We start from the raw sequence: 16,223 nt of genomic DNA, 5'->3' as shown, positions 1-16,223 counted from the left end.
CGCTCAGTCCGCCGCGGCCTCATCCGCCTCCCCGGCCTGAGGCAGCAGCCATCCCGCCTCCTGCGCCGGGATGGCCTCGACGTCCTTGAGTTTGCGGCTCAGCACGCGGGTGCGGGTTTCCGCCTTGTCGATGGAGCTGGTCGCCTCCTCAAGCTTCTTGCGGGTATAGGCCAGGGCATCGCCGAACTTGCCGAATTCGGTCTTGACCGCCCCCAGGATGGTCCACACCTCCGAGGAGCGCTGCTCGATGGCCAGGGTCCGGAACCCCATCTGCAGGCTGTTCAGCATGGCGGCCAGGGTAGTCGGGCCGGCCACCGTCACCCGGTAATCCCGCTGCAAGACCTCGGCCAACCCCGGCCGGCGTAGCGCCTCGGCGTACAGACCCTCGATCGGCAGGTAGAGGATGGCGAAGTCGGTGGTGTGGGGCGGCTCCACGTATTTGTCGCGAATGGTGCGGGCCTCGCTCTTCAAGCGCTGCTCCAGGGCCTTGCCGTTCGCCTCGATGCCGGCGTGATCCACGCTGTCCTGCGCATCCAGCAGCTTCTGGTAGTCCTCGACCGGAAACTTGGCGTCGATCGGCAGCCACACCGGCGCATCGCTGTCGCGCCCCGGCAGCCGGATCGCGAATTCGACCCGTTCCGCGCCGCTCGGCCGGGTCGCCACGTTCTTGCCGTACTGTTCGGGCGTCAGGATCTGCTCCAGCAGGGCATCGAGCTGCACCTCGCCCCAGGTGCCGCGGGTCTTGACGTTGGTGAGCACCCGCTTGAGATCGCCCACACCGGAAGCGAGGGTCTGCATCTCCCCCAGCCCCTTGTGCACCTGTTCCAGGCGCTCGCTGACCAGCTTGAACGATTCGCCCAGGCGCTGCTCCAGCGTATTGTGGAGCTTCTCGTCGACAGTCTGGCGCATCTGCTCAAGCTTCTGGCCGTTGTCGTTCTGCAGCGCCTGTAACCGCTCCTCGATGGTGAGACGCAAGCGTTCGATACTCTTTTCATTCGCCCCGGCGAGGGCTTCGAGCTGGTTTTTCAGCAGCAGGCCGACGCTGTCGAGTTGCTCCTTCTGCAACTCGCCAAAACGCTTCAACCCCAGCCCCATTTCCTCCCGCCCCTCGCGGGCGTCGGCCTGAACCCGCACGAGCTTTTCGTCCATCAGCAGTCGCATCCGCTCTGCCTGATCCTGCTGCGCCGCCTGGAACCGGCCGATCGCGCCGCCGATTTCCTCGCGGTTGTCGCGGGAAGCGCGGCCTATCTCGGCTCTAAGCTGGCTCAGCTCCTCGCGCAGCATGCGCTCCACGTGTTCGCGCTCCGATACGACGGACGCCAGCCGCCGTCCTTGGCGGAAACAGAGAAGCAAACACAGCCACAGCGGCAAAACGATACCGACGAGAACTGCAACAGCGACAAATGGAGCAAAGTCTTCGATCAATGACATTATCTTTTATTAATATAAAAATAGTCTAATCTTGAACGCGAGGGTGCGCGCTCCCCCGCCAGACCGTTTCCAAGCGGGGGACGCTCGACCACATTAGGAATTCCGAATAAATCTTTGACCGGGATCAATGCCGGAACATTGGATTCGGGGACATCCTGTCGGTGCATCGAAAACAAAACAGCGGGTTCCGCTCGTTCCTTGCGGCGGCACCCGAACGGATAAAGAAGGGGACCACACAATGTATACGACAAACCACCGTTTCAAACAGGGGATGGCGAGCTTACTCGCCGTCTCCATTGCCGCTTTTGCCGGCATGGTCCAGGCCAAGGACCTTACCATCACCTCGGCGTCCTGGAATGCGAAGACCAAGAACCTGAGCCTTGCCGGCACCAGCGAAGACCGGGCCACGGTCACCCTGTCCAACGCCAGGACCAATGCGAAACTCACCTCGGCAACGGCCACCAAGAAGGGCGCCTGGAGCAAGACGCTCTCGAAACCGGCGGCCGTACCGTGCCGCGTTCGCGCGACTTCCAAGGACTCGGCGACCGAACGCGACGTCTCCAACGCTCCCGCCAATTGCTCCGGCAGCGCCCCCAACCAGCCGCCGATCGCCAATGCCGGCCCGGACCAGTCCGTCACCCTCGCCCAGGGCCAGAGCAGTATCGCCGTGGCCCTCAACGGCGGCGGCTCCTCCGACCCGGACGGCAGCATCGCGTCCTACAAGTGGACCGGCAACCCCGATCCCGCCGATACGGTCAACCCCAGCGTCACCCTGACGGCGGGCACTTATGTATTCACACTCGCCGTCACCGACAACAAAGGCACGGCCGGCGCCGCCGACACGGTGCAGGTCACCGTCGCCGCACCGCCCGCCGCATCCGGTAGTTCGATCAATTCCACCAGCGTCGGCTCGCTGGCAAAGGTCACCACCCCAGTGCCCGAACAATCCAAGGTCGCCAGCAACAGCTACAGCGTGCTGGCCGTCAACGACCTGGGCATGCATTGCGTCGATCTCGACACCCGGATCGTCAATATCCTGCCGCCCTTCCAGGTGATGCTCGGACAGGTCATCCAAAAAGGCGCGAAACCGGTCATCAATCCCCAGGGGGTCGAGCTGTATTATTCGGCGGTGTCGAATCCCAAAGACCCCATCCTATCCCGGAGCGACCTGTTCGACGGCATCGCTGTCGACGGAACGACCTTCAAGACCAATTTCTGGGGCAGCCTCGCCAATGGCGCCTACGACGCATTCTACCCGCCACTGGATCAGCCGCCGCTGAACCTTCCCGCCGGGACGAAACTGAGCGACCTGGTACCGGCCGACAAGGGGTTGCCCGTGCCGAACGCGGAAAAGCTCTATATCGGCGGCGATGGCAAGGTCAACAGCGGCGACGAGCAGCTCACCGTCGCTCAGCACGGCATGCCGGGATTCTCCGGTCCGTACGCTGCCAACGTTCCGCAGCGCGTCGAAGAGCATTACACCAACAAGCCGATGTTCGTGAATTTCCCCTTCGGCTATGTGGCGAACGGCGTCAACTGGTTCGAGGCCGCCGGTATCCCGATGGCACCGTTCGACGACTTCGGTCGGCAGAACCCGTTCCCGCTGGTCAGGGTACAGGCCAAGAACGGCAACACGGTACTGGCCACGGTGGATGCGGTGCTCCCCGTATCGAGCGAAGCGAGCTGCACCAACTGCCACTCCGACCCCGCCGACGTCGCGAACAGCCGGGCGAGCTGGCCGACCGATGCACTGCGGGGAGCCGGCCTGGAAGTCGCCACCAGCGTCCAGGACCCAGACACCAACAATCCCCACAAGATCAGCGTGGAATACGCCGCCGACATCAACATCCTGCGGCTGCATGACCTCCGCCAGGGCACGAACTACGTCGATCCCACCGGTGCAAAAACACCTTGCGACATCAAGTCGGGCCTCCCCGCCAGTTCCAGCGGCGACGCCAACTGTCTGACATACAAGGCGGTGGTACAGAACAAGCCGGTGGTATGCCAGAGCTGCCACTACACCCCGGCCCTGGACCTGGCCCAGGCCGGACCGCAAGCCGGCGCCGTCGGCAGCCCGGCCAACGGCCGCAACCAGGTGGCGCACCAGAGCAACTCGCGGGTGATGCACAACCACCACGGCTCTTTCACCAACCTGTTCACGGCCATTCCAGCACCTGACCAGGATCCGGCAACCGGCGCCATCCGGAATCAGGCCGAACGCCTGACGGCACTGGAGCAGAACTGCTACCAGTGCCATCCGGGCAAGGAAACCAAGTGCCTGCGCGGCGCCATGTTCAACGGCAGCATGCTGTGCAGCGACTGCCACGGCGACATGAAACAGGTCGGCGCCGACTTCTCCACCGGCGTCTCCCCCAGCAACCCAGGCGCCTTCGTATTGAACCAGGGCAACTTCTACGACCCGGCCAGCAGTCAGCCCCGGGTACCCTGGGCCAACGAACCCGGCTGCGGCTCCTGCCATACGGGCGATGCCAACGGCAACCTCGCGGGTTCCGCCAACGTGATCGCCAACAAGGTCGATAGCAAAGGCAACAAGGACGGCATCCGCCTGCGCCAGGCCTTCCGCACGGGCGATGCCAAAGCCACGCCCATCGTGCCCACCAACAAGCGCTTCGCCGAGCCGGCCATTCCCGCCCAGTTCAACGGCTTCGACAACCCCGGCGCGGGCAACCCCAAGCTGTACCGGGTCAGCACCGGCCACGGCGGGGTGATGTGCGAAGGCTGTCACGGCGCGACCCACGCCGAGTGGCCGAACGCCACGGCAAACGCCAACGACAACCTGGCCGCCAACCAGTTGCAGGGCCACACCGGCACGATCGCCGAGTGCAGCACCTGCCACACCGCCGGCAGCCTGTCGAGCAGCACCCAGGGCGGGCCCCACGGCATGCACCTGGTCAACGACAGCCGCTTCTACGCGGACGCTCACGGCGATTTGGCGGAAAGCCAGAACGGCCAGGCCGGCGGCGGCACCTGCGGCTCCTGCCATGGCAGTGACCACCTCGGTACCGTACTGTCGCGTGCGGCGGCCGACCGGAGCTTCTCGGTGGAAGGCAAGACCGTCAGCGTCAAAGCCGGCCAGCCTGTGGCCTGCAATCTCTGCCACAGTTTGAGCAAGAGCTTCGAGCAGTAGAACTGCCGGGAGTGGCAACGTTCGCGGTCATTTCAAGAGCTGGCCGCGAACGATAAAACCTCCCAAAATATCTGCAGGGCGTTTCCGACTCGAGGTCGGAAACGCCTTAGTTTTTTTTCAGGCGACGAAAAAGCCCGTCTCATCACCCGCCAGCAGGGCGGCGATCCGCTCCGGCGGCAACGGTTCGCCGAACAGGCAGCCTTGTCCGAGGCAGCATCCGTGCTCCAGAAGAAAAGCCGCGTGCTCCGGCGTTTGCACGCCGGCGGCGGCGACATCCATCCGCAGGCTCTTGCCCATGGCGATCATCGCAGTAACAACGGCTGCATCGTCCGAATCGGAACTGAGGTCGCGGACGGATGACATATCGATCTTGAGTTCGTCGACCGGAAACCGCCGAAGGCCTCGCAGCGAAGCATGCCCGGTGCCGAAATCTCCCACCAAGAACCGGATGCCTGTATCGCTAAGTTCGCGCAGCATCGCCAAGGTACGTACCGTGCTCGCTACCAGCATGCGCTCGGTAAGCTCGAATTGCAGATTTTCCGGCTTCAGGCCGCAAGCATCCAAAACACCCAGGATGTTGTCCTTGAGCTGCGGGGCTTCGAGTTCGCGCGGAGACAGCCTCAAAGCGATCCGCAGACCGCGAAACCCCAGCCCAGCCCATTCGGCGGCGTGACCGCAAGCCGTCCGCAGAGCCCAGGCGCCGATCGGTAGGATGAGCCCGGTCTCCTCCGCCAATGCCAGGAAGTCATCCGGCGTGACGGAACCGAGCGCGGAACTGTTCCAACACAGTGATACTTCCAACGCGGCAACCCTGCCGCTGCGCAAATCCACCTGCGGCGCATAGCGCAGGCCGAACTCTCGCTTGGAGAGCGCAGACCGGAGGTTTCTCTCGAGTTCCTGCCGCCGATAGGCCTGGAGATTGAGGTCGGGCGAAAAGAACTGGTAGTTGTTCTTGCCCAATGACTTCGCGTGATACATCGCGGTGTCTGCATTGCCCAGCAATTGGTCCATCGTGTCTCCGTCCGTCGGGCACACGGCGATCCCGATGCTGACGCTGACGATGAACTCCAACTCACCGAACATGAAAGGCTGCGCCAGGCTATCGAGGATCTTTTGTGCAACCAAGGCCCCGTTTAGGCTTTCCTTCACTCCGTTCAAGAGAATGGTGAACTCGTCACCGCCGATCCGCGCTACCGTATCACTGTCGCGGACGGCCGCCTTGATCCGTCCGGCTGCGGCTTTCAACAGCTTGTCTCCGACAAGGTGGCCGAAACTGTCGTTGATGGATTTGAAGTTATCGATATCCAGAAAGAGAAGCTCGACCGGTCTGCCGTTCGGCTTCTGAGCGGCAATCACCCGCTGCAGCCGATCGCAAAACAGCTGGCGATTGGGTAATCCCGTCACGCTGTCGTAATGCGCCTTGGTATCCAGATGCTCGATCGCCCTGGCGGCTTTATTCAAGATGGCCGCGTTGAGTTCGCGGGTCTCCTGCAACCGTCGCCGCTCGGACTCCAACAGCACTTCGACGATGCTGTGCGGCGTAACCACACCGACGAAAGTTCCGTCCCGCGCCAATACCGCCAGCGGCGATCCAAAGACGCGCCGGCAATCATCGACCTCATCGATCAACTGCTCCAGGGTAACGTCCGAGGTCACAGGAGGCGGCACCCGCGGGTCGATCAGGTCGGCGAAAATACGTTGCGGAAACCGGGCGATCTGGTGCTCGGTCACGAGCCCCAGAAACAGGCTGTCGCCGCCCTGTTCCTCCGTGTGGAAAACCGCATAAATCGCCGGACTCCGACGGTCTCTGGGCGGACGGGCATCGGCCTCGACGCGGACGACGATCCTGCTGTCGCATAAGGCATCACCGGCGCGAACGGAGCTCACAGGGCTTCATCCTCGATTTGAATTTCAGCGTTGAGATCCAGCTGCATGATCTCCTCCGCGCCCATCAGGGGCTTGATCCGCTGGAGAACGAACTGGACCAGATAATTCCTGGGTACCCGGCGTAGAAACGCCCGCCGGACCAAGATGTCGCTGATCACTTCGTCGTCCAGCTCGATATGCTCGAACGGCGATACCACTAGAAGCTCCAACGCCTTCCGGAATGCAGCACAACCGATCGGCGCCTCACGTCCGAGCACCACCCCGCCGGAAATCGGGGGTATTCTGAACTCCTTGACCCGAACCTGGAGCAGCTGTTTGAAATTACGCTCGTGGCTCATCGACCAATCTCCCTAAGTACGAATCGGACGGCCCGCTACATGCCGCACCTGAGATTAGAGCCTGCCGACGGGCTGAAGTTCGCAGCACCTGCGGCAAAACATCGCGACGACGACAAACACCCTCGTCAAAGACGTGTGACCCAAAGTCCCCTCTAGGCGGCATGGCCTGGAACACGTTATTGTATTAAAGATTACCCACAGGAACATGCGCGATGAACGAGGCCGCCACGCCCAGACTGGGCATAACCGGTTTCAGCTACCCCGACCTCTACGAACCCGAAAAGCTTCGGCATCTGCATGAAGTTTTCGAGGACTGGACTCGGCAGCGGGACCCCGATCTGATCACCGCCTTTCAGGCCTACCGCGCCTCGAACGGCTTGAACATGGCGCCCGAGGCCATCTCGGAGCTTCTGGTAAAAATGGCTCCGCATGTGGGAGAGTTCGTCGCCCGCCTGTTCGGCGTGGAGGCGGAGCGCCAACGGCAGATGGCGGAAATTCGGGGCAGCTTCGCCACGATCTTGGCCTTCCGTACGGAAATCGTGGCGAAATTGCCCAGCCGCTTCAAGAACGTGGCCACTGCGGACTGGGATGTCGCCGGGCTGACGGAGAAGATCGACGTTCTCGTCGAAGCCTATGCTCCGGAATATGCGGCTTCCGACCGCGAGGCGGCGCTATCCAGGCTCGGCTTGGCATTGCGCGATCTCCAGGCGCATTACGACGCAGAAGCGAAACAGCCGGGAGGCGGCCCGCTCGCCGAGCCTGAAGTCCGCATCGCCAAACTTCGTGCCCAGATCGGCGCCCATCCGCGGGCCACCGCCTGGAAGGATGTGGTCTCCATGGGCGATGCCGATTTCGCCGCCGGCCTGTTCGGGGAATTCGAGCGCTGGTGCTTCGCCGCCAGCCGCGACGACCGGCTCAGGCCTCAGGTCAAAGATTGGGTGAGCTTCAAGGTCCCGGCAAAGACCGACTTCGAGCACTTGGTCCACCACGTCGTGGAAAATCGCAAGGGCTATGGCGTCTGGGCCGCCCAAGCCGGCCATCACCGCCGCCGCGACGGCTTCGGCCTGACCGATCCGCGCTTCCCGGAGCGCAAGGTCCTGTACGAGGTCGACCACTGCATCTACTGCCATGACCGGGACACCGACTCCTGCTCCAAGGGCATGCGCAACAAGAAGGACGGCAGCTTCAAGGCCAATCCGCTGGGCGTCCACATCACCGGCTGTCCGCTGGAAGAAAAGATCTCGGAGATGCACTGGCTCAAGCGCCAGGGCGACAACATCGGCGCCCTGGCCCTGGTCACGGTGGACAACCCGCTCTGCCCCGGCACCGGCCACCGCATCTGCAACGACTGCATGAAGGGTTGCATCTACCAGAAGACCGAGCCGGTCAACATTCCGCAGATCGAGACCAACGTCCTCACCGACGTACTGTTCATGCCCTACGGCTTCGAGATCTACAGCCTGCTGACGCGCTGGAATCCGCTCAACGTCAAGCGCCCGTATGCCCTGCCCTACAACGGCAGGAACGTGCTGGTGGCCGGCATGGGACCGGCCGGCTACACCCTCTCGCACTATTTGGTGAATGAGGGCTTCGGCGTCGTGGGCATCGACGGACTCAAGATCGAGCCGCTGCCGCCGGAGCTGGTCGGCGACGAGCACCGTCCGCCGGAACCGATCCGCGACTTCGGCGCACTCTATGAACGGCTGGACCGGCGCATCATGCTCGGCTTCGGCGGCGTCGCCGAATACGGGATCACGGTCCGTTGGGACAAGAACTTCCTCAAGGTGATTTACCTGAACCTGCTGCGACGCCGGAATTTCCGTTGCTACGGCGGCGTGCGCTTTGGCGGGGCGATCACGATCAACGAGGCCTGGGACTTAGGGTTCGACCACATCGCCATCGCTTCGGGCGCCGGCAAGCCGACCCTGATCGACTTGAAGCACAACCTGATCCGCGGCATCCGCAAGGCTTCCGATTTCCTGATGGCCTTGCAGCTCACCGGCGCGGCCAAGGAATCCTCGCTGGCGAACCTGCAGGTCCGGCTGCCGGCGGGCGTCATCGGCGGCGGACTCACCGCCATCGACACCGCTACCGAACTGCTGGCCTATTATCCCGTCCAAGTCGAGAAGATCCTGCACCGCTACCAAAAGCTCTGCGTGGCCTATGGCGAGCCGGCCGTGCGTGCCCGCTATGACGCCGAGGAGATCGGAATACTCGACGAATTCCTCGCGCACGGGCGGGCGATCCAGGCCGAGCGGCAGCGCGCCGAGGCCGCAGGCGAGACGCCGGATTTCCTGCCGCTGCTGAATCAATGGGGCGGCGCCACCTTGTTCTACCGCAAGGGCATCAAGGATTCGCCCGCTTACCGCCAGAACCATGAGGAAATCAAGGAAGCCATGGACGAAGGCATCGTGCTGGCGGAAGGCTTGAGCCCGCTGGTCGCGCTGGAAGACGACCACGGCCACCTGCGAGCGGTGCGCTTCGAAAAACTTGAAGAGCAGGAAGGGCGCTGGAAACCAACGGGCGAAATCGAGGTGCCGATAAGGAGCCTCTTCATCGCCGCCGGCACTTCGCCCAACACCATCTACGAATCGGAGCACCCCGAGACCTTCGAGATGGACCACAAGTTCTACAAGCGCCACGAACCCGAATGGGTCGGCGAGATACCCGATCTCGTGCCGGTGCAGGACGAGGCCTGGCCCAAGATCGGCAAGCCCGCGCCATTCACTTCCTATCACCGCAGCGGCAAGTTCATCACCTTCTACGGCGACAACCATCCGGTCTACGCCGGCAACGTGGTGAAAGCCATGGCCAGCGCGAAGGACGGGTATCCTTACATCGTCCGCTTGTTCGAACAGGAGCTGAACCGGCTCGACCCCGCGGAACAGCCCCACCGCGACCGGAACCTGCAGGCATTCCAGGCGGTCATCGACGATGCCCTGACTGCCCGTATCGTGGCGGTGAACCGGCTGACGCCGACCATCATCGAAGTGGTCGTCCGCGCCCCCGCCGCGGCTAAGCACTTCCAGCCCGGCCAGTTCTACCGTGTGCAGAACTACGAGGCGCTGGCCCCGGTGGTGGAAGGCACGGTGCTCGCCACCGAGGGCATCGCCCTCACCGGCGCCTGGGTGGACAAGGACAACGGCCTGATCTCGCTAATCGCGCTGGAAATGGGCAGCTCTTCGCGGCTGTGCGCGCAATGGAAACCCGGCGATCCGCTGGTGGTGATGGGTGTCACCGGCGCGCCGACCGAGATTCCCTCCGGCCAGACCATCGCCCTCATCGGCGGAGGCTTAGGCAACGCGGTGCTGTTCTCGATCGGCAAGGCGTTGCGAAGCGCCGGCAACCAAGTGATCTATTTCGCCGGTTACCGCAACAGCTCGGACGTATTCAAGATTGAAGAAATCGAAGCGGCGTCGGATCTGCTCGTCTGGACCGTGGACAAGCGCGAGGGCAACACCCCGATCCCGGTGACCCGTCCGGACGACAAATCCTTCGTGGGCAACATCGTCGAAGCCATGCTGGCCTACGCCAAGGGCGAGCTCGGCTCTACCCCCATCCATCTCGACGACGTCGACCACATGATCGTGATCGGCTCGGACCGGATGATGGAGGCGGTCAAGCATGCCCGCCACGGACTGCTGGCGCCCTACCTCAAGCCTCACCATGCCGCCATCGGCTCCATCAATTCGCCGATGCAGTGCATGATGAAAGGCGTATGCGCGCAATGCCTGTGCAAACACGTCGACCCGGAAACGGGACGCGAGTATTTCGTGTATTCCTGCTACAACCAGGACCAGGAACTGGACCGCGTGGATTTCCCGAATCTCCAGGCGAGGCTGCGGCAGAATTCGGTGCAGGAGAAGTTGTCGGCGCTCTGGCTGGAGCGGCTCATGAGCCGGTAGGTCATGGAAAGCCTCGCGGCGACCGCCGCGAGGCTTTCAAGTCCGGCTGGAATCCAGCGCCAATCTCAGCAATCCCGCCGCACTGATGGCATCGGTGATTTCCCCGGACATGACCATGTTGACAGCATCGGCCAGCGGGAGCTTCCAGATACGCAGGTCTTCGGTCTCCTCGAACTCCGGCTCGCCTTCTTCCAGGTCCTCCGCGACGAACACGAAGCCCTCCTCGTCGGTGACGGAATTCGAGGTGTGGAGCCGCATGAGGAGCCGCCAGGAGGCGGCGGAAAGGCCGGTTTCCTCCTTCAGCTCGCGCCGAGCCGATTCCAATATGGATTCGCCTGCGGGCGAACCGCCCATCGGTATCTCCCAGGACCAGGCATCGGGCACATAGCGGTACTGGCCGACCAGCCAGGTATTACCCTGGCCGTCGAGGGGGATGATACCGATCGCCTGGTTCTTGAAGTGGATGCGGCCGTACAGGCTGATGCCGCCGCCGGGATTGACGACTTGGTCCTCGTCGAGGTGAATCCAGGGATTGTCGTAGATCTCCCGCCGACTCAGGAGGCGCCAGGGATTCGACTCCGGCACGGGATCAAGTCCGGTGGAACGCCGGGCTGAATTCGTGCACCGCCTCGATCATCGCGCCGACGTGGTCGGGCTTGATGTCCGGCGTGACCCCGTGGCCGAGATTGAACACATGGCCGCTGCCGGTACCGTAACGCTCCAGGATCTTCCGGACTTCCCCGCGGATGACTTCGGGCTTGGCGTAGAGCGCCACCGGATCGAGGTTGCCCTGCAAAGCCACACGATCGCCGACCCGCTGCCGCGCCGACCCGATGTCCGTGGTCCAGTCCAGACCGAGCGCGTCATAGCCGGCGTCCGCCATCGCCTCCAGCCATTGCCCGCCGCCCTTGGTGAAGAAGATCGCGGGGATACGGCCCCGCTCCGTCAGCCGAAGCTGCTGGCGCACGCGCTCGGCGTAGCGCAGCGAAAACTCCAGATAGTGCTCCGTATCCAGATTGCCGCCCCAGGTGTCGAACACCATCACCGCATCGACCCCGGCGGCGATCTGGGCATTCAGGTACAGGGCGACCGCATCGGCGAGCTTGCTCAGCAATTCATGCATCAAGGCCGGCTCCTCGTACATGAGGCATTTGACCTTGCGGAACTCCCGGCTGCTGCCGCCCTCCACCATGTAGGTCGCCAGGGTCCAGGGGCTGCCCGAGAAACCGATCAACGGCGCTCTGTCGCCCAGGCGCTGCTTGATCAGCCGCACCGCGGCCGGCACATAGGCCAGCTCCGCTTCCGGATCCGGCACGCCCAGCCGGTGGATGTCCGCAGCCCCCTGGATCGGGTTGCGGAACCTCGGCCCCTCGCCCTCGACGAATTCCAGCCCCAGCCCCATGGCATCGGGGATGGTCAGAATGTCGGAGAACAGGATCGCCGCATCCAGCCGGTAGCGATCCAGCGGCTGCAAGGTCACCTCGCACGCCAAGTCGGGCGTGGTGCACAGGTTCATGAAGCTGCCAGCCTGTTCCCGCACTTTGCGGTATTCCGGCAGGTAGCGGCCCGCTTGGCGCATCATCCAGACCGGGGTCCTGTCGACCGGCTGGCGCAGCAGGGCGCGAATGAAACAATGAGTCATGGCGTGTCCTTTGTCGGTTCGAGGCCTCAACGGCCGTAGCTTTCCAGAGTGGCGCGCAGCGGTCCGGCATCCACCGCCACCGGCAGCGTCGCCTCGCCCAGAGTCTTGAGCAGAATCAGGCGCAGGCCGCCGTCGACGTTTTTCTTGTCGACCGCCATGTGCTCGAGGAAGGCATCCGCATCCAGCTCGCGCGGGGGAACGACCGGCAACCCTGCCCGCTCCAACAGGCGGACTACCCTCGCCGCTTCGCCGTCGCCGATCCAGCCCAGGCGGCGAGACAGGTCGGCCGCCTGGCACATGCCGATGGCCACCGCCTCGCCGTGCAGATAGACGCCGTAACCCATGCCGGTTTCGACGGCGTGGCCGAAGCTGTGGCCCAGGTTCAGCGTCGCCCGCACACCGGTTTCGGTCTCGTCTTCCGCCACGACTTGCGCCTTGTTGATGCAAGAATGCTCGATGGCATAGGCGAGCGCTTCGGGATCGCGCTGCAGCAAGCGCTCGACGTTCTCTTCGAGCCAGGCCAGGAATTCCGGGTCGCGAATGAAGCCGTACTTGATGACCTCGGCCAGACCCGCGCTCAGCTCGCGGTCGGGCAGGGTGTTCAGCGTGTCGGTATCGGCCAGGACGCAGCGCGGCTGGTAGAAGGCGCCGATCATGTTCTTGCCGCGCGGATGGTTGACCGCGGTCTTGCCGCCCACCGAGGAATCGACCTGGGACAGCAGGGTGGTGGGCACCTGGATGAATGGCACGCCGCGCTGATAGCAGGCTGCCGCGAAACCGGCCAGATCGCCGATCACCCCGCCGCCCAGCGCCACGATGCCGGCGTTGCGGCCGAAGCGCCGGGCCAGCAAGGCATCGAACACGGCCATCGCCGAGTCCATGGTCTTGTAGGCCTCGCCGTCGGGAAGCACGACACTGCCCGTGTCCTTGCCGGCCAGGGATGCAAGCATGCGGTCGAGGTACAGCGGCGCCACCACTTCGTTGGTCACGACCATGACCTGCTTGCCCGGCAGGTGCGGCTGTATCAGGTCCGCGCGGCCCAGCAGGCCGCGCCCGATGTAAACGGGGTAGCTGCGCTCTCCCAGTTCGACGTGTAAGGTTTTCATTCCGTCCGCAGTCTGGTTCCGGATTTCTCGTAGGCGTTGATGATGCGGCGGACGGCACTGCGGCTCGAATGCTGGCCGGTATCGACGACGTAGTCGGCGAGCTCGCGGTAGATGGGATCCCGCCCCCGCAGCAGCTCTTCCAGCCTTTGCCTGGGATTCTCCGTCTGCAGCAAGGGCCGGTTGATGTCCTTGTGCGTCCGCTCCAACTGCTTCTGGACAGAACACTGCAAGTAAATTACCAGCCCCCGTGCCGCCAGATATTCCTGGTTTTCCGGAATCAGCACCGAACCGCCGCCGGTGGCCAGCACGATCCCTTCCTTGCCCGTCAGGTCGGCGATGACTTCCGATTCGCGGCGCCGGAATCCGGCCTCGCCCTCGTATTCGAAAATCATCGGCACCGTGACGCCGGTCCGGCGTTCGATTTCCTTGTCGCTGTCCCAGAACTCCATCCCCAGTGCCCTGGCAAGCAGGCGGCCCACGGTGGTCTTGCCCGCACCCATCGGGCCTATCAGGAAGATGTTTCGACGGTTCCTCATCGTTTCCCGCCCTAAATCAAGCAGGAAATGATAACACGCGGCAAGACGGCATCCCCGGCGGCCTCAAGGATTCATCGTCGTCTGCTTGACGATCTTCGGCGTGATGAAGATGAGGAGTTCCTTTTTCTTGTCCTCGACCGCATTGCGCCGGAACATGAAGCCGATCCCGGGAAGATCGCCGAAAAACGGAACCTTGTCGGTGTTGTTCCGCCGCGTGCCTTCATATACGCCGCCCAGAACCACCGTTTCGCCGTTGGCCACCTGCGCCACGGTATCGATTTCGCGCTTGTCGATCGCGAAATTGCCGCTGGGCGTGAGTTCGCCCTTGTCGTCCTTCTTGATCATGAGGTCCATCAGAATGTGATCGTCCGGCGTGATGTGCGGCGTCACGTCGAGCTCCAGCACGGCGGGCTTGAACGCTACGTTCTGCACCGGCGTGCCGCCGCCGGTGCCCTGCTGAGTGATCTGGTAGGGCAGCTCCACGCCCTGCATGATCTTGGCCTTGGACTGGTCGGCCGTGAGCACCCGCGGATTGGCGACGATCTCTCCGCGGCCCTCCTTCTGGGCCGCCGACAGTTCGAGATCCAGCAGGTAGTCGCCCATGGAAACCACGTACTGCGCCGTGCCGTAAGGCGAGAGCGTGGTCAGCCGCGCCAGATCGACCCCCAGGTCCGTCATGCTGCCGGTGGGCGGCAGCGCACTGTTCGTCCAGTCCTTAGGGCGGAAATCCAGCTTGGCGCCCAGTTCGCGCAGAAAATCCACGTTGGCGATCACCACCCGCGACTCGATCATCACCTGCCGGACCGGTTTGTCGAGCTGCCGCACCAGGTCCCGGATACGTTCGAGATTCCGCGGTGTATCCTGGACGATGAGCTGGTTGGTACGAGGATCGGTGGTCACGTTGCCGCGACTGGAGAGGATCGACTGGGTGACGTCGTAGGCTTCGGTGGAAGTCACACCCGGCCCGCCGGTCAGCGCCTCCGGTCGCGTGATGGCTTTTTCCGCCTTTTCGGTCGTGCCCATGATGACCTTCTTGATGTCGTCGGCCTTGGTGTAGTTGATCTGGATGATTTCGGTACGCAGCGGCTCCAGATCCTCCACGACTTTCATCGCTTCCAGCTCGTCGCGCTCGAGCCGGCTGATCTCGGCCATCGGAGCCACGCGGATGATGTTGCTGTTCGCTTCCTGCCGCTTGCCCAGGCCCTTGGCCTTGAGCACCAGATCCAGCGCCTCGTCCCAGGGAACCTCATTGAGTCTCAAGGTGACGTTTCCCTCGACGGAATCGGAAGCCACGATGTTCAGATTGGTGAAGTCCGCCAAAATCTGCAGGACATTCCGCACCGGAATGTCCTGAAAATTCAGGGAAAGGCGATCCCCGGTAAAGACCCGCCGCCGCTTCTTGGCCTCCTCCTTTTCCGCACGGCTCAAGGGGCGCAGTTCCACGGTGAGCAGTTTGCCGGACTGGTAAGACGAGTAATCGTATTCGTCCGAAACCGGGGTGATCAGCAGCCTCGTGCCCCGGCCGACCGGCATCGCCTCGATCCATTTCACCGGCGTGGCGAAATCGAGCACTTCGAGCCTGCGCGCCAGCCGGCCCGGCAGGCTGGTACCGGGAAGGTCGGCGACGACGCTGCGCCCTTCTTCACGGAGGCTCACGAGGGAATTCGGATCGCTCAGCGTGACCAGCAACCTTCCCTCCCCCTTCTCGCCGCGCCGGAAGTCGACGCTCTCGACCTGCGACCCCGAGACCACCGGCCGTTCGGTCACCACGATAGGCGCCGACACGGAATTGCCGGCCACGCTCCCGACCTTCCCGCTCTGCAGGGTCACATACAGGTATCGCCCCGCGACACGGGTGGTGTATGGAACCGCGGAGGCCAGATTCATGATCACCCGCGTCCTGCCACCGGCCGCAATCGCCTGGACCGTTTCGACACCGGCCTGATGCACCGGGATCGGCTTCTTGTCCAGGCTGCTTCGGACACCGGCCAGATCCAGCGCGATCCGGGCAGGGTGTTCCGTGGTGAAGGACTGAGGCTCCGGCACCGGGCCGTCGAAACTGAGGCGAAGCTGAAAATTTTCGCCGGGCAGTGCCGTGAAATCGACGGCTTGCAAAGCAGGCCCCGCCGCCAACGCCGCCCAGCCCCAACACAGGGCGAAGAGGCCCGTGATCCAGCACAGCGGAATTCGCTCCCCCGCCAACTCTCGAATGACAAACCGTCTCACGCGA

Annotated in this window: 10 protein-coding genes; 2 read left to right on the top strand and 8 right to left on the bottom strand. The window is 63.4% G+C overall.

Annotated features, from left to right (window positions below; genetic code table 11):
• Positions 1 to 3 precede the first annotated feature (3 nt).
• Entirely contained in the window at positions 4 to 1,353 is a 1,350-nt protein-coding gene (locus tag OOT43_RS14510; protein WP_266021282.1) for a DNA recombination protein RmuC, read from the bottom strand.
• Between the two features lie 316 nt (positions 1,354 to 1,669).
• Between OOT43_RS14510 and OOT43_RS14505 the strand changes: the two genes are divergently transcribed.
• Positions 1,670 to 4,579, top strand: a complete 2,910-nt coding sequence (locus OOT43_RS14505; protein ID WP_266021281.1) for a PKD domain-containing protein — start codon at positions 1,670 to 1,672, stop codon at positions 4,577 to 4,579.
• Positions 4,580 to 4,696: 117 nt separating this feature from the next.
• Here the strand turns inward: OOT43_RS14505 and OOT43_RS14500 are convergent, their stop codons facing one another.
• Entirely contained in the window at positions 4,697 to 6,466 is a 1,770-nt protein-coding gene (locus OOT43_RS14500; protein ID WP_266021280.1) for a putative bifunctional diguanylate cyclase/phosphodiesterase, read from the bottom strand.
• Positions 6,463 to 6,804 (bottom strand): hypothetical protein, encoded by a 342-nt coding sequence (locus tag OOT43_RS14495; protein WP_266021279.1) that lies wholly within the window; start codon positions 6,802 to 6,804, stop codon positions 6,463 to 6,465. Before OOT43_RS14495 ends, OOT43_RS14500 begins: the two co-directional genes overlap by 4 nt.
• Positions 6,805 to 7,016: 212 nt before the next feature.
• Between OOT43_RS14495 and OOT43_RS14490 the strand changes: the two genes are divergently transcribed.
• Positions 7,017 to 10,709 carry a pyridine nucleotide-disulfide oxidoreductase gene (locus tag OOT43_RS14490; RefSeq protein WP_266021278.1) on the top strand — a complete coding sequence of 1,231 codons (3,693 nt, stop codon included), beginning with the start codon at positions 7,017 to 7,019 and terminating at the stop codon, positions 10,707 to 10,709.
• A gap of 36 nt (positions 10,710 to 10,745) precedes the next feature.
• On the opposite strand, the gene OOT43_RS14485 is transcribed toward OOT43_RS14490, so the two are convergent.
• From OOT43_RS14485 to pilQ, 5 genes are all read right to left on the bottom strand, one after another.
• Positions 10,746 to 11,294, bottom strand: coding sequence for an NUDIX domain-containing protein (locus OOT43_RS14485; protein ID WP_266021277.1), 549 nt, complete (start codon positions 11,292 to 11,294; stop codon positions 10,746 to 10,748).
• A 4-nt stretch (positions 11,295 to 11,298) separates the two neighbouring features.
• Positions 11,299 to 12,351 (bottom strand): uroporphyrinogen decarboxylase, encoded by a 1,053-nt coding sequence (gene hemE / locus OOT43_RS14480; protein WP_266021276.1) that lies wholly within the window; start codon positions 12,349 to 12,351, stop codon positions 11,299 to 11,301.
• A gap of 26 nt (positions 12,352 to 12,377) precedes the next feature.
• The gene (aroB, locus tag OOT43_RS14475; RefSeq protein WP_266021275.1) at positions 12,378 to 13,457 is read right to left on the bottom strand and encodes a 3-dehydroquinate synthase; all 1,080 of its coding nucleotides are present in this window, start codon (positions 13,455 to 13,457) and stop codon (positions 12,378 to 12,380) included.
• The gene (aroK, locus tag OOT43_RS14470) at positions 13,454 to 13,993 is read right to left on the bottom strand and encodes a shikimate kinase AroK (protein WP_266021274.1); all 540 of its coding nucleotides are present in this window, start codon (positions 13,991 to 13,993) and stop codon (positions 13,454 to 13,456) included. Before aroK ends, aroB begins: the two co-directional genes overlap by 4 nt.
• A gap of 63 nt (positions 13,994 to 14,056) precedes the next feature.
• Entirely contained in the window at positions 14,057 to 16,219 is a 2,163-nt protein-coding gene (pilQ, locus tag OOT43_RS14465; protein ID WP_266021273.1) for a type IV pilus secretin PilQ, read from the bottom strand.
• Positions 16,220 to 16,223 lie beyond the last annotated feature (4 nt).

The sequence above is a fragment of the Methylococcus mesophilus genome (assembly GCF_026247885.1).
Lineage (GTDB): Bacteria > Pseudomonadota > Gammaproteobacteria > Methylococcales > Methylococcaceae > Methylococcus > Methylococcus mesophilus.
The sequence above is the reverse complement of the archived record's forward strand: the minus strand, read 5'-3'. Positions and strand labels throughout refer to the sequence as shown.